At 57.0% G+C, this 12,862-nt stretch carries 14 protein-coding genes; 10 read left to right on the forward strand and 4 right to left on the reverse strand.

Translation table 11 applies throughout. From position 1 onward, the window contains the following. The first annotated feature begins 360 nt into the window (after positions 1-360). The 10 genes from hypA (at position 361) to yiiM (ending at position 9,313) form a co-directional block, all read left to right on the forward strand. The gene (gene hypA / locus ACE38U_RS18675; protein WP_038477370.1) at positions 361-723 is read left to right on the forward strand and encodes a hydrogenase maturation nickel metallochaperone HypA; all 363 of its coding nucleotides are present in this window, start codon (positions 361-363) and stop codon (positions 721-723) included. Then, positions 716-1,579: a hydrogenase nickel incorporation protein HypB gene (hypB, locus tag ACE38U_RS18680; protein ID WP_176981309.1), complete on the forward strand. Its 864-nt coding sequence runs from the start codon at positions 716-718 to the stop codon at positions 1,577-1,579. Before hypA ends, hypB begins: the two co-directional genes overlap by 8 nt. Beyond that, positions 1,570-1,830, forward strand: coding sequence for a HypC/HybG/HupF family hydrogenase formation chaperone (locus ACE38U_RS18685; protein ID WP_038477365.1), 261 nt, complete (start codon positions 1,570-1,572; stop codon positions 1,828-1,830). The genes hypB and ACE38U_RS18685 overlap by 10 nt, the downstream gene beginning before the upstream one ends. Continuing rightward, the gene (gene hypD / locus ACE38U_RS18690) at positions 1,830-2,951 is read left to right on the forward strand and encodes a hydrogenase formation protein HypD (RefSeq protein ID WP_375530339.1); all 1,122 of its coding nucleotides are present in this window, start codon (positions 1,830-1,832) and stop codon (positions 2,949-2,951) included. The genes ACE38U_RS18685 and hypD overlap by 1 nt, the downstream gene beginning before the upstream one ends. Continuing rightward, positions 2,948-3,958 carry a hydrogenase expression/formation protein HypE gene (gene hypE / locus ACE38U_RS18695; RefSeq protein WP_375530340.1) on the forward strand — a complete coding sequence of 337 codons (1,011 nt, stop codon included), beginning with the start codon at positions 2,948-2,950 and terminating at the stop codon, positions 3,956-3,958. Before hypD ends, hypE begins: the two co-directional genes overlap by 4 nt. A gap of 109 nt (positions 3,959-4,067) precedes the next feature. Continuing rightward, positions 4,068-6,152, forward strand: coding sequence for a formate hydrogenlyase transcriptional activator FlhA (flhA, locus tag ACE38U_RS18700; RefSeq protein WP_375530341.1), 2,085 nt, complete (start codon positions 4,068-4,070; stop codon positions 6,150-6,152). A 46-nt stretch (positions 6,153-6,198) separates the two neighbouring features. Continuing rightward, entirely contained in the window at positions 6,199-6,543 is a 345-nt protein-coding gene (yajD, locus tag ACE38U_RS18705) for an HNH nuclease YajD (protein ID WP_038477355.1), read from the forward strand. Between the two features lie 150 nt (positions 6,544-6,693). Beyond that, positions 6,694-7,662 carry a chemotaxis protein gene (locus ACE38U_RS18710; protein WP_176981313.1) on the forward strand — a complete coding sequence of 323 codons (969 nt, stop codon included), beginning with the start codon at positions 6,694-6,696 and terminating at the stop codon, positions 7,660-7,662. Positions 7,663-7,936: 274 nt separating this feature from the next. Then, positions 7,937-8,557, forward strand: a complete 621-nt coding sequence (sodA, locus tag ACE38U_RS18715; RefSeq protein ID WP_038477349.1) for a superoxide dismutase [Mn] — start codon at positions 7,937-7,939, stop codon at positions 8,555-8,557. 78 nt (positions 8,558-8,635) lie between these two features. Continuing rightward, positions 8,636-9,313 (forward strand): 6-hydroxyaminopurine reductase, encoded by a 678-nt coding sequence (yiiM, locus tag ACE38U_RS18720; protein WP_375530342.1) that lies wholly within the window; start codon positions 8,636-8,638, stop codon positions 9,311-9,313. Between the two features lie 95 nt (positions 9,314-9,408). Here the strand turns inward: yiiM and phoU are convergent, their stop codons facing one another. From phoU to pstC, 4 genes are read right to left on the reverse strand one after another with little or no spacing between them, the layout of a single operon-like run. Beyond that, on the reverse strand, positions 9,409-10,134 hold the full coding sequence (gene phoU / locus ACE38U_RS18725; protein WP_008457720.1) for a phosphate signaling complex protein PhoU: 726 nt from the start codon (positions 10,132-10,134) through the stop codon (positions 9,409-9,411). A gap of 12 nt (positions 10,135-10,146) precedes the next feature. Continuing rightward, complete coding sequence (gene pstB / locus ACE38U_RS18730) at positions 10,147-10,920, reverse strand: phosphate ABC transporter ATP-binding protein PstB (RefSeq protein WP_008457722.1); 774 nt, start codon at positions 10,918-10,920, stop codon at positions 10,147-10,149. 47 nt (positions 10,921-10,967) lie between these two features. Continuing rightward, positions 10,968-11,858, reverse strand: coding sequence for a phosphate ABC transporter permease PstA (gene pstA / locus ACE38U_RS18735; protein WP_038477343.1), 891 nt, complete (start codon positions 11,856-11,858; stop codon positions 10,968-10,970). Continuing rightward, a complete protein-coding gene (pstC, locus tag ACE38U_RS18740) occupies positions 11,855-12,817 on the reverse strand; it encodes a phosphate ABC transporter permease PstC (protein WP_038477339.1) in 963 nt (320 codons plus the stop codon). The genes pstA and pstC overlap by 4 nt, the downstream gene beginning before the upstream one ends. Positions 12,818-12,862: the final 45 nt, after the last annotated feature.

The following is a 12,862-nucleotide window of genomic DNA, read 5'->3' on the forward strand; positions in this document are numbered from 1 at the left end:
TCACTCTGTTAATGCTTGTCCCTCCGTAAGGCACATTTCGTGCCATGTTTTTAATTAATTGTATTTAAATGCTTTTTCGTTAAATGGTTGGCGGAAAAATGACGGGTGACGTGTCATTTCGTCATCTTTGACTTTTCGTGTCGGGATTTTTTTACCCTCACCCTAACCCTCTCCCTGGGAGGGAGAGGGAATAAAAAGCAGGGCTGGAGAACCCTCTCCCTGCAAGGGTGAGGGGATAAATCATTCCCTTTCCTTTAAAGAATTCTCCCTCGCCCCTTCGGGGAGAGGGCCGGGGTGAGGGGCAAAAAAAGGCCTGGCACCGTCTTTGCATTACCAGCCCCAGTTAACCCCGGAGGCCCCATGCACGAAATCACCCTTTGCCAGCGCGCAGTCGAACTTATCGAAAGCCATGCCCGCCAGAACAACGCCCGCCGCGTCACCGGCGTCTGGCTGGAAGTCGGCGCCTTCTCGTGCGTGGAAACCAGCGCCCTGGAGTTTTGCTTTGATCTGGTCTGCCGCGGCACGCTGGCGGAAGGCTGCGAGCTTCATGTCCACCAGCAGGAAGCCGAATGCTGGTGCCATGACTGCCAGCAGTTCGTCACGTTGCTGACCCAGCGCGTGAAGTGCTGCCCCAACTGTAACGGCAGCAACCTGCGCATCGTGGCGGATGACGGCATGCAGATTAAGCGTCTGGAAATCGATCAGGAGATAGCTCATGTGTAGCACTTGCGGTTGCGGTGAAGGCAACCTGTATATTGAAGGGGACGAGCGTAATCCTCACTCAGGCTTTCGCAGCGCCCCGTTTGCCCCGGCGGCACGCCCGCTGCAGCAGATAACCGGCGTCAAGTTCGCCCCGACGGCCGACGAGCAGGGCGACCTGCATTACGGCCACGGCGCGGCGGGCACCCACGCGCCGGGCATGACGCAGCGCAAAATGCTGGAGATTGAGCTGAACGTGCTGGATAAAAACAACCAGCTCGCCGCCCATAACCGCGAACGCTTTGCCAGCCAGAATCAGCTGGTGCTGAACCTGGTGTCCAGCCCCGGCTCAGGCAAAACTACCCTGCTCACCGAAACGCTAAAACGTCTGAATACTAAAGTGCCGTGCGCGGTTATCGAAGGCGATCAGCAAACGGTGAACGACGCGGCGCGCATCCGCGAAACCGGGACGCCGGCCATTCAGGTGAATACCGGTAAAGGCTGCCACCTTGATGCCCAAATGATCCGCGATGCCATGCTGCGCCTGCCGCTTGAGCAGGACGGCGTGCTGTTTATCGAAAACGTCGGCAACCTGGTCTGCCCGGCGAGCTTTGATTTAGGCGAACGCCACAAGGTCGCGGTGCTGTCGGTCACGGAAGGGGAAGACAAGCCGCTCAAATACCCGCATATGTTCGCCGCCGCGTCATTGATGCTGCTGAACAAAATCGATCTGCTGCCGTACTTGCAGTTCGACGTCAACAAATGCCTGGCCTTTGCCCGCGAGGTCAATCCGGACATCAAAATTATTCTGGTTTCTGCGACCAGCGGCGAAGGAATGGACGAGTGGCTTAGCTGGCTGGAGGCGGAACGATGTGCATAGGCATTCCCGGCCAGATAGTCGAGCGGCTGGCCGACGGTAGCGCAAAAGTGGACGTCTGCGGCGTACAGCGCGACGTGAATTTAACCCTGGTCGGCGACGCCGCCGTGGGGCAATGGGTGCTGGTCCACGTCGGGTTTGCCATGAGCATCATTGATGAAGCCGAAGCGCGCGACACGCTCGATGCCCTGCAAAACATGTTCGAGGTGGAGCCGGACGTCGGCGCCCTGCTCTACGGCGAGGAGCATCGCTGATGCGCTATGTCGACGAATACCGAGATCCGGAACGCGTGATGCAGCTGATTGAGACGCTGAAAGTACGCGCCCCGCTGCTGGACTACACGGCAGCCCGCCCGTTGCGCATCATGGAGGTTTGCGGCGGCCATACCCACGCTATTTTTAAATTCGGCCTCGACCAGCTGCTGCCGGAAAACATCGAGTTTATCCACGGCCCAGGCTGCCCGGTTTGCGTGCTGCCGATGGGGAGAATCGACAGCTGCATTGAGATAGCCAGCCATCCGAAGGTGATTTTCTGCACCTTTGGCGATGCGATGCGCGTGCCGGGAAAAAACGGTTCGCTGATGCAGGCGAAGTCGCGTGGCGCGGACGTCAGGGTGATTTACTCACCAATGGACGCGCTGACTCTGGCACGTCAAAACCCGGAACGGAAAGTGGTGTTCTTCGGGCTCGGCTTTGAAACGACTATGCCCGCCACGGCGATTACCCTGCAGCAGGCAAAGTCGCAGGGCATCGATAACTTCTATTTCTTCTGCCAGCACATCACGCTGATCCCGACGCTGCGTAGCCTGCTTTCCCAGCCCGATAACGGCATCGGCGCTTTCCTCGCGCCGGGGCACGTCAGCATGGTGATTGGCACCGAAGCCTATGACTTTATCGCCTCTGAGCACCAGCGGCCGCTGGTTGTAGCCGGCTTTGAGCCGCTCGATCTGCTGCAGGGCGTGCTGATGCTGGTGGAGCAAAAAATCCAGCAGCACAGCGAGGTAGAAAACCAGTACCGCCGCGTAGTGCCGGAAGAAGGCAACAGGCTTGCACAAAAAGCGATAAGCGAAGTGTTTACCGTACGCGGCGAAGCCGAATGGCGCGGCCTGGGGGTTATCAGCGATTCCGGCGTCCAGCTCACCGAAGCGTACCGTCAGTTTGACGCCGAAGACCATTTCCAGCCCAAACCTCAGCGTGTTTACGACGACCCAAACGCCCGCTGCGGCGACGTCCTTACAGGGCGCTGCAAGCCGCAGCAATGCCCGCTGTTCGGCAGCGGCTGCAACCCGCAAAACGCTTTCGGCGCGCTGATGGTCTCCTCCGAAGGAGCCTGCGCGGCGTGGTATCAGTACCGTTCTCAGGAGTGTGAAGTATGAAAACCGTTGAGCTGGCCCACGGCAGCGGCGGCCAGGCGATGCAGCAGCTGATCGCCAGCCTGTTTATGCAGGCCTTCGATAACCCCTGGCTCGCAGAGCAGGAAGATCAGGCCCGACTTTCCCTGGCGGAGCTTACCGCCGGCGGCGACCGGCTGGCATTTTCCACCGACAGCTACGTTATTGACCCGCTGTTTTTCCCCGGCGGCGACATCGGCAAGCTGGCCGTGTGCGGTACGGCGAACGACGTCGCGGTGAGCGGCGCTACGCCTCGCTGGCTGTCGTGCGGATTTATTCTCGAAGAAGGCTTGCCGTTTGAAACGCTTGAGCGCGTGGTCACCAGCATGGCAAACGCCGCCCGTGCGGCAAATATCGCCATCGTGACCGGCGACACCAAAGTGGTGCCTCGCGGCGCGGCGGACAAACTGTTTATCAACACTGCCGGGATCGGCGCTATTCCTGTCGGCATCAACTGGGGCACGGCTCAGATTAAAACCGGGGATTTGCTCATCGTCAGCGGCACGCTCGGCGACCACGGTGCAACCATCCTTAATTTGCGCGAGAAGCTTGGCCTGGACGGCGATCTACAGAGCGACTGCGCGGTGCTGGCGCCGATGATTGCCCCACTGCTTCATATTCCCGGCGTAAAAGCCTTGCGGGACGCCACGCGCGGCGGCGTAAACGCCGTTCTGCATGAGTTTGCAGACGCCAGCGGCTGCGGCATGGAAATCAGCGAAAACCAACTGCCGCTGAACCCGGCGGTGCGCGGAGTTTGCGAGCTGCTTGGGCTGGATGCGTTAAATTTTGCTAATGAAGGCAAGCTGGTTATCGCCGCTTCCCCCGAGTCTGCCCCTGCGGTTCTACACGCTTTGCAGCAGCATCCCTGCGGCAAACAGGCCACGATCGTAGGTGAGGTCGTGGAGCGTAAAGGCGTGCGCGTGACGGGGCTTTACGGCGTAAAACGCACCCTCGACCTGCCGCACTTTGAACCCTTACCGCGCATTTGTTGACCTGCGCCAGTACGCAATCACCTCACGCCGACTAAACTTAAAAAATATTTATATTAATAAAATCTTTTAGCCCTGCGCCCGCCGCGGGGCATTTCAATGGAAAGCAAACATGTCATACACGCCGATGAGCGATCTCGGGCAGCAGGGGTTATTTGATATTACCCGTACGCTGCTGCAGCAGCCCGATCTCAACGAACTCGCCAGCAGCCTGACGCAGCTGGTGAAACAGGGCGCGCTGGCCGATCGCGTAAATATCCTGCTTTACCATCCCCAGCACCAACGGGTGAGTTTTTACGGTAAGGATAAACACGGCAAGGGACTGCACTACGAAGATGAAATGGCGCTGGCCAACGGCCCGGTGCGCCGCATGCTGTCGCGCCCGGAGGCGCTAATTTGCAGCCAGCAGGAGTTTGATGAAACCTGGCCGCAAATGGCGAGCCTTGATTTGTACGCCCCTTTTGGCCGCTACGGCCTGCTGCCGCTGGCTTCAGAAGGCAAGATTTTCGGCGGCTGCGAATTTATTCGCGACAGGACGGATGCCTGGACCGAAAAAGAACTTAACCGACTTTACACCCTGGCGCAGATCGTAGGCCTGGTGACCGAGCAGATCCAAACCCGCCTTAACTCGAGCCACGATCATCAGCTGCTGTGCCGCGAACGCGACGACTTTCGCATTCTGGTGGCCGTCACCAACGCCGTGCTGTCGAAGCTGGATCTGGACGAGCTGATAAGCGAGATTGCCCGCGAAATTCACTACCACTTCGCCATTGATTCCATCAGCATTGTGCTGAAAAGCAGCCGCAAGTCGCGGCTCACGCTCTACTCCACCCACTTTGTTGATGAAGCCTCGCCGATTCACGATCAGAGCGATGTCCTTGAGACCGGCACCCTTTCGGAGCGGGTCTTTAAAAGCGGCGAGATGCTGCTGCTCAACCTTTGCCCCGGCGACAAGCTGGCACCGTATGAGAGGATGCTGCTCGAGATGTGGGACAACAAACCGCAGATGCTTTGCCTGCTGCCGCTGAAGTTTGGCAACAATATGCTGGGCGTGCTGAAGCTTGCCAGGTGCAGCGAACAGGGCTTTACGCCGGCCAACCTGAAGCTGCTGCGCCAGATTGCCGAACGTATCGCGATTGCGGTGGATAACGCCCTTGCCTATCAGGAAATCAACCGCCTGAAAGAAAACCTGGTGGATGAAAACCTCTATCTCACCGAGCAAATTAATAACGTCGACAGCGATTTTGGCGAAATTATCGGCCGCGGCGAGGCGATGTCTATCGTGCTCAAACAGGTAGAGATGGTCGCCAGCAGCGACAGCACCGTGCTGATCCTCGGCGAAACCGGCACCGGTAAAGAGCTGATTGCCCGCGCGATCCATAACCTGAGCGAGCGCAACGGCCGCCGGATGGTGAAGATCAACTGCGCCGCAATGCCCGCCGGGCTGCTGGAGAGCGATTTGTTCGGCCACGAGCGTGGGGCGTTTACCGGAGCCAATAATCAGCGAATCGGCCGCTTTGAGCTGGCGGACAAAAGCTCGCTGTTCCTGGACGAAGTCGGTGATATGCCGCTTGAGCTTCAGCCCAAGCTGCTGCGCGTGCTGCAGGAGCAGGAATTCGAGCGCCTCGGCAGCAATAAAGTCCAGGAAGTGGACGTGCGCCTGATAGCCGCCACCAACCGTAACCTGAAAGAGATGGTGGCCGACCGCGAGTTCCGCAGCGACCTTTACTATCGGCTGAACGTTTTCCCTATCACCCTGCCGCCGCTGCGCGAGCGCCCGGAGGACATCCCTCTGCTGGTGAAATCCTTCACCTTTAAAATCGCCCGCCGCCTGAACCGCAACATCGACAGTATTCCGGCGGAAACGCTGCGCGCCCTGAGCCGCATGGAGTGGCCGGGTAACGTGCGTGAGCTGGAAAACGTGATTGAGCGCGCCGTGCTGCTGACGCGCGGCAACGTGCTGCATCTTTCGCTGCCGGAGGTGGACTACCATCCGTCAGTTGAGCGAACGCTGTCTGGCCTCGCCAGTGAAGAGATACGTGAAGATGAAGACGAGTATCAGCGCATCCTGCGCGTGCTGAAAGAGGCAAACGGCGTCGTTGCCGGGCCTCGCGGCGCGGCTCAGCGTTTAGGGCTGAAGCGCACCACGTTACTTTCGCGGATGAAGCGTCTGGGGATTGATAAAGACGCGCTTTAGCCGGAAACTGGGCATAACCCTACATTTTTTGTCTGGAACCTGAATCATGGCAATTATTCCCAAGAACTATACGCGGCTGGAAAGCGGCTACCGCGAAAAGGCGCTGAAGCTTTTCCCGTGGGTGTGTGGCCGCTGCTCCCGCGAGTTTGTGTATTCCAATCTGCGCGAGCTGACCGTTCATCATATGGATCACGATCATACCAATAATCCGGAAGATGGCAGCAATTGGGAGCTTTTATGCCTGTATTGCCACGATCATGAGCATTCGAAATACACCGAAGCAGACCAGTACGGCTCGAGGGTGATTGCCGGCGAGGATGCGCAAAAGGACGTGGGCGAAGCGACCTATAATCCATTTGCCGACCTGAAAGCGATGCTGAACAAGAAGTAGTAAGCGCTATCCGTTGAGAGGGAGTCACTTCCCTCTAAACGAAATCATTTCACCTTCTCCCTTCATTTTTTCCTGCTGCTGCCGATAACTTATACAAGCATTCACTCCGTACGGTTGGGTTCTGAGGCCGGGTTATCACTTGAGGTTAAAATGGATAGTTTTCAGAAAGATATCGATGAAAGGGCCAACCTGGCGTTATCCAACAAGTTCGAGCTGCTGCTGTTCCGCTTAGGCACAGGCCAGCACGACAGCAAGTCCGAGCTGTACGGCATCAACGTCTTTAAGCTGCGTGAAATTGTGCCCATGCCGAAGATTAACCGTGCCGCAGGCATGGAGTCGCCGCTGCTGGGGATGGCCAATATTCGCGACCAGATTATCCCGGTCATCGACCTTCCCGCCGTGACCGGCTGCACGCCTAAGACTGGCTTAAATTTATTACTGATCACCGAATACGCCCGCAGCACCCAGGCTTTTGCCGTGGAGTCCGTGGAGAATATTATTCGCCTCGACTGGAGCCAGGTGCACGCCGCCGAAGCCGGGGTCAGCAGCCGCAATATCACCAGCATCGCCAATATTGACGATCCGCTGACCGGTAAAGACCTGGCGCTGGTGCTGGACGTGGAGCAGATCCTCTATGACATCATCCCGTCCGGGAGAGATGTGAACATTGCCGCGATTGAAGAGAAAACCTATACCCTGAAGCCGGGCGCGGTGGCTATCGTTGCCGAAGATTCCAAAGTCGCGCGTTCGATGCTGGAGCAGGGCCTGAAGGGGATGGGCATTCCGGCCATCATGCACGCCACCGGCCTGGAGGCCTGGGAAAAAATCAAAGCTATTGCCGCCGATGCCAAAGCTTCCGGCACGCCGATAACCGATAAAATCGGCCTGGTGCTGACCGATATCGAGATGCCGGAAATGGACGGTTTTACCCTGACCCGCAACATCAAAACCGAGCCAACGCTTAAGCATATCCCGGTGGTGATTCACTCCTCGCTTTCCGGCAGCGCCAACGAAGATCACGTGCGTAAAGTCGGTGCCAACGGCTACGTTGCGAAGTTCGACGTGGTCGAGCTTTCTGCCGTGATCCACAAAGCGCTGGAAGACGCCGCCCGTCAATAATAAAGATTCCGGCTCTGCCTAAAGGTGGAGCCGTTATGCCTCTTTTTATTCCCCCGTCATGCTCGGGTAACACGTTTCACTTACCCTCAGCACAAAGCTTTTTACCCGCTGCGTTATAGCCGTAAGCCGTGGTTTCATGAAGAAAAGTTATAACCACACGCTAAGTACGGCATTGATAAACATTTTCAATATCATTTAATTAACTATAATGAACCGACTGATTACGCGGCGTTAACAGCACTACAGCCGCTCTACGTTAATGGAGACGATGAATATGAGCTATACACTGCCATCCCTGCCTTACGCTTACGACGCGCTGGAACCGCATTTCGATAAAGAAACCATGGAAATCCACCACAGCAAACACCACCAGGCCTACGTTAACAACGCGAACGCCGCGCTGGAATCCCTGCCTGAGTTTGCCAGCCTGTCTGCTGAAGAGCTGATTACCAAACTGGATCAGCTGCCTGCTGATAAGAAAACCGCGCTGCGTAACAACGCCGGCGGCCACGCTAACCACAGCTTCTTCTGGAAAGGCCTGAAAAAAGGCACCGAGCTGAAAGGTGACCTGAAAGCCGCTATCGAGCGTGATTTCGGCAGCGTTGACGCGTTCAAAGCTGAGTTCGAAAAAGCTGCAGCTACCCGTTTCGGCTCCGGCTGGGCGTGGCTGGTGCTGAAAGGCGACAAACTGGCCGTAGTGTCTACTGCAAACCAGGACAGCCCGCTGATGGGCGAAGCTATCTCCGGCGCTTCCGGCTTCCCGATTGTGGGCCTGGACGTTTGGGAACACGCTTACTACCTGAAATTCCAGAACCGTCGCCCGGACTACGCAAAAGAGTTCTGGAACGTGGTTAACTGGGACGAAGCAGCAGCCCGTTTCGCCGCTAAAAAATAAGGTTGCAATACGACCTTAGAGAAGCGAGCCTGATGGCTCGCTTTTTTTATGTCCGTAGCACAACGCAGGGAGTCGCTTATGCACCGCTATCCGCTTCAGGTTTACGCTGGCCAGATTCGTGATTACGAAGGGAGCCGGCCCAGCGCCATCGCCAAGGTTCAGGTGGACGGCGAGCTTCGCTTAACCGAGACTGGGCTTGAGGGCGATCAACAGGCGGAGAAGGTGATTCACGGCGGGCCAGACAGGGCGCTGTGCCACTATCCGCGCGAGCATTATCAGCATTGGGCGCAAATCTTCCCGGATAAGGCGGATCTGTTTAATGCCCCGGCCTTCGGCGAAAACCTGTCTACGCAAGGGATGACGGAAAAGAACGTCTATATGGGCGATATTTACCGCTGGGGTGAGGCGCTGATTCAGGTGACCCAGCCTCGCTCGCCGTGCTTTAAGCTTAACTACCATTTTGGCGTAGAGGATATGGCGGCACGGATGCAGGAAGCAGGCTACTGCGGCTGGCTTTATCGCGTGATTCTGGCGGGGAGCGTTTCTGCCGATGCGCCGCTGGAGCTGGTTTCACGCGTTAGCGACGTGACGGTGGCAGAAGCTATCGCCATTGCCTGGCATATGCCGTTTGATGATTCGCAATATCATCGGCTTTTGTCGGCGGCTGGGTTGTCGGTGAGCTGGAGCAGAACGATGCAGAAAAGGCGTATTTCAAGAAAGATAGAGGATAATTCGCGGCGTTTGCTCGGGAAGTAACTGCCCCTCACCCCAGCCCTCTCCCCAAAGGGGCGAGGGAGAAAAAAGATGTGCCGGCCCTCTCCCCAAAGGGGAGAGGGGGGAAAGAAGTGCACTTACTCTTTCGGGTCTTTACCCGCCAGCAGCTTGTCCAGCTCATCGCCGCCCACGTGACGGAAGTCCTGTCCCTTCACGAAGTAGAAGATGTATTCGCAGATGTTCTGGCAACGGTCACCGATACGCTCGATGGAACGGGCGCAGAACAGCGCGGTCAGCACGCTTGGAATGGTGCGGGAGTCTTCCATCATGTAGGTCATCAGCTGACGCACGATACCTTCATATTCCTGGTCAACTTTCTTGTCTTCGCGGTAGATACGTACCGCTTCATCCAGATCCATACGCGCGAAAGCGTCCAGCACGTCGTGCAGCATTTGCACGGTGTGGCGCCCCAGCGACTCGAGGCTGACCAGCAGTGGCTGGTGCTGCTGGGAGAATTTCTCCAGCGCGGTGCGGCAGATTTTATCCGCTACGTCACCAATACGTTCCAGCTCGGCGATGGTTTTGATGATGGCCATCACCAGGCGCAGGTCGCTGGCGGTTGGCTGGCGTTTGGCGATGATGCGCACGCAGGCTTCATCGATCGCCACTTCCATCATGTTGACCTTTTGGTCACCGGCGATAACGCGCTTCGCCAGCTCGCTGTCCTGGTTGTGCATCGCGGTGATCGCGTCGGAGAGCTGCTGTTCCACCAGCCCGCCCATCGTCATCACCTGAGTACGGATGTACTCCAGCTCGGCGTTGAACTGACCAGAAATATGTTTGTTTAAGTTGAGGTTATCCATCGCGCTCTCCAATCAACCGTAGCGGCCAGTAATGTAATCTTCGGTTTGTTTCTTCGCTGGCGTAGTAAACAGCGTATCGGTCTCGCTGAATTCGATCAGCTCGCCGAGGTACATAAACGCCGTGTGGTCAGAACAACGCGCCGCCTGCTGCATGTTGTGGGTCACGATCACTACGGTATAGTCTTCTTTCAGCTCGGTGATCAGCTCTTCAATACGCCCGGTTGAAATCGGGTCAAGCGCCGAACACGGCTCGTCCAGCAGCAACACTTCCGGGCGAATCGCGATCCCGCGAGCAATGCACAGACGCTGCTGCTGACCACCGGAGAGGCTGTAGCCGCTCTGGTGCAGTTTATCTTTAGTTTCGTTCCACAGCGCGGCTTTCGTCAACGCCCACTGTACGCGCTCATCCATGTCGCTCCGGGACAGCTTTTCAAACAGACGCACGCCAAAAGCGATGTTGTCATAGATGGACATCGGGAACGGCGTCGGCTTCTGGAAGACCATGCCGACTTTGGCACGCAGCAGGGCGATGTCCTGGCTCTGGGTGAGGATATTTTCCCCATCCAGCAGGATTTCGCCTTCTGCACGCTGCTCCGGGTAGAGCGAGTACATTTTGTTAAAGGTACGCAGCAGGGTGGATTTACCACAGCCTGACGGCCCAATGAAGGCGGTAACCTGGTTCTTCGCGATATCCAGATTGATGTTCTTCAGGGCGTGGAACTTACCGTAGTAGAAGTTCAGGTCACGAACCTGGATTTTGCCTGGGGCTAAATCAACCTTACTCATCTGTGTCTTAATCTCCGTCCGGCGCCGCGAGGGCCGCGCCGTAAAATTTAACCGTGTTTACTCTTCGAGAAAATCACGCGCGCCAGAATGTTCAGCAGCAGTACGCAGAGGGTAATGATCAGCACCCCCGCCCAGGCCAGCTGTTGCCACTCGGCAAACGGGCTCATAGCGAATTTGAAAATGGTCACCGGCAGGTTGGCGATAGGCTGCATCATGTCCGTGCTCCAGAACTGGTTGGAGAGGGAGGTGAAGAGCAGCGGTGCGGTTTCGCCCGCGATACGGGCAATCGCCAGCAGCACGCCGGTGATAATCCCGGAGACGGACGCTTTCAGCGTAATCGCGGAGATCATCTTCCATTTTGGTGTTCCCAGCGCGTAGGCCGCTTCGCGCAGGCTGTCAGGCACCAGTTTCAGCATGTTTTCGGTGGTACGAATGACGATTGGCACCTGCAGCAGCGCCAGCGCAATCACGCCTGCCCAGCCGGAGAAGTGTTCCATTTTCGCCACCACGATGGTGTAAACGAACAGGCCGACCACAATCGACGGCGCGGACAGAAGAATGTCGTTAATAAAACGAATCACTTCGGCCAGCGCAGATTTACGCCCGTACTCCGCCAGATAAATCCCGGCCATGATGCCCAGAGGCGTGCCGATAACCGTCGCCCACAGGATCAGCAGGCCGCTGCCCGCCAGGGCGTTCGCCAGGCCACCGCCCGCGGTATTTGGCGGAGGCGTCATTTCGGTAAACAGCGCCAGCGACATGCCGTCGATACCACGGGTCACCGTCGAGAACAGGATCCATACCAGCCAGAACAGACCGAACGCCATCGTCGCCATAGAGAGCGTCAGGGCAATGCGGTTTTTCATGCGGCGACGAGCCTGCATTTTACGGCGCGATTCAGCCAGCGCCGCGCTGCTTTGCATTTCCATCGTGGTCATGAGCGAGCCCCTTCGTTTTTCGCCAGGCGCATAATCATGAACTTAGAAATAGCCAGTACGATAAAGGTAATCACAAACAGGATTAAGCCAAGCTCCATCAGCGCGGCGGTATGCAGGCCAGACTCCGCTTCGGCAAATTCGTTAGCCAGCGCGGAGGTAATGCTGTTGCCCGGCATATACAGCGAGGCGCTGTCGAGCTGGTAGGTGTTACCGATAATAAAGGTCACCGCCATGGTTTCACCCAGCGCACGGCCAAGGCCGAGCATCACGCCGCCGATCACGCCATTTTTGGTGAACGGAAGAACGATGCGCCAGATAACTTCCCAGGTGGTGCAACCGATGCCGTAGGCCGACTCTTTCATCATCACCGGCGTTTGCTCGAAAACATCGCGCATTACGGAGGCGATGTACGGGATGATCATAATCGCAAGGATCACACCGGCGGCAAGAATACCGATACCAAACGCAGGGCCAGAGAACAGCGCGCCAACGATAGGCACGGCAGACAGCACGTCGCCTACCGGCTGCTGGAAGTAAGTCGCGAACAGCGGAGCAAAGATAAACAGGCCCCACATGCCGTACACGATACTTGGAATGGCCGCCAGCAGCTCAATGGCGATACCCAGCGGGCGCTTCAGCCAGCCAGGCGCAAGTTCTGTCAGGAACAGGGCGATACCAAAGCTCACCGGCACCGCAATCAGCAGCGCGATAAACGAGGTCACGAGGGTTCCGTAAATCGGCACCAGCGCGCCGAAGACTTCATTAGGGGCATCCCACTCTTTGGACCAGAGGAAGGAGAAGCCAAACTTCTCAATGCTCGGCAGCGAGGAGATAAACAGCGAGATGATAATCCCACCCAGCAGAAATAGCACAATCAGCGCAGCCAGTCTTACTAGCGCACTGAAAATTACATCGCCTTGTTTGCCGGGGGCTTTAAACGTCGGCTTAGTCACAGCCATAGCGTACTCTTCGTGGTTGCTGAATAAACCGGGGTAACATACCTG

It is taken from the genome of Cedecea selenatireducens, from assembly GCF_042138895.1.
GTDB classification, from domain to species: Bacteria; Pseudomonadota; Gammaproteobacteria; order Enterobacterales; family Enterobacteriaceae; genus Cedecea; species Cedecea selenatireducens.

Excerpts from the sequence above, each read along its gene's own strand:
- hypA (WP_038477370.1), top strand. The coding sequence starts at position 361 with ATGCACGAAATCACCCTTTGCCAGCGCGCAGTCGAACTTATCGAAAGC.
- hypB (WP_176981309.1), top strand. The coding sequence starts at position 716 with ATGTGTAGCACTTGCGGTTGCGGTGAAGGCAACCTGTATATTGAAGGG.
- ACE38U_RS18685 (WP_038477365.1), top strand. The coding sequence starts at position 1,570 with ATGTGCATAGGCATTCCCGGCCAGATAGTCGAGCGGCTGGCCGACGGT.
- hypD (WP_375530339.1), top strand. The coding sequence starts at position 1,830 with ATGCGCTATGTCGACGAATACCGAGATCCGGAACGCGTGATGCAGCTG.
- hypE (WP_375530340.1), top strand. The coding sequence starts at position 2,948 with ATGAAAACCGTTGAGCTGGCCCACGGCAGCGGCGGCCAGGCGATGCAG.
- flhA (WP_375530341.1), top strand. The coding sequence starts at position 4,068 with ATGTCATACACGCCGATGAGCGATCTCGGGCAGCAGGGGTTATTTGAT.
- yajD (WP_038477355.1), top strand. The coding sequence starts at position 6,199 with ATGGCAATTATTCCCAAGAACTATACGCGGCTGGAAAGCGGCTACCGC.
- ACE38U_RS18710 (WP_176981313.1), top strand. The coding sequence starts at position 6,694 with ATGGATAGTTTTCAGAAAGATATCGATGAAAGGGCCAACCTGGCGTTA.
- sodA (WP_038477349.1), top strand. The coding sequence starts at position 7,937 with ATGAGCTATACACTGCCATCCCTGCCTTACGCTTACGACGCGCTGGAA.
- yiiM (WP_375530342.1), top strand. The coding sequence starts at position 8,636 with ATGCACCGCTATCCGCTTCAGGTTTACGCTGGCCAGATTCGTGATTAC.
- phoU (WP_008457720.1), bottom strand. The coding sequence starts at position 10,134 with ATGGATAACCTCAACTTAAACAAACATATTTCTGGTCAGTTCAACGCC.
- pstB (WP_008457722.1), bottom strand. The coding sequence starts at position 10,920 with ATGAGTAAGGTTGATTTAGCCCCAGGCAAAATCCAGGTTCGTGACCTG.
- pstA (WP_038477343.1), bottom strand. The coding sequence starts at position 11,858 with ATGACCACGATGGAAATGCAAAGCAGCGCGGCGCTGGCTGAATCGCGC.
- pstC (WP_038477339.1), bottom strand. The coding sequence starts at position 12,817 with ATGGCTGTGACTAAGCCGACGTTTAAAGCCCCCGGCAAACAAGGCGAT.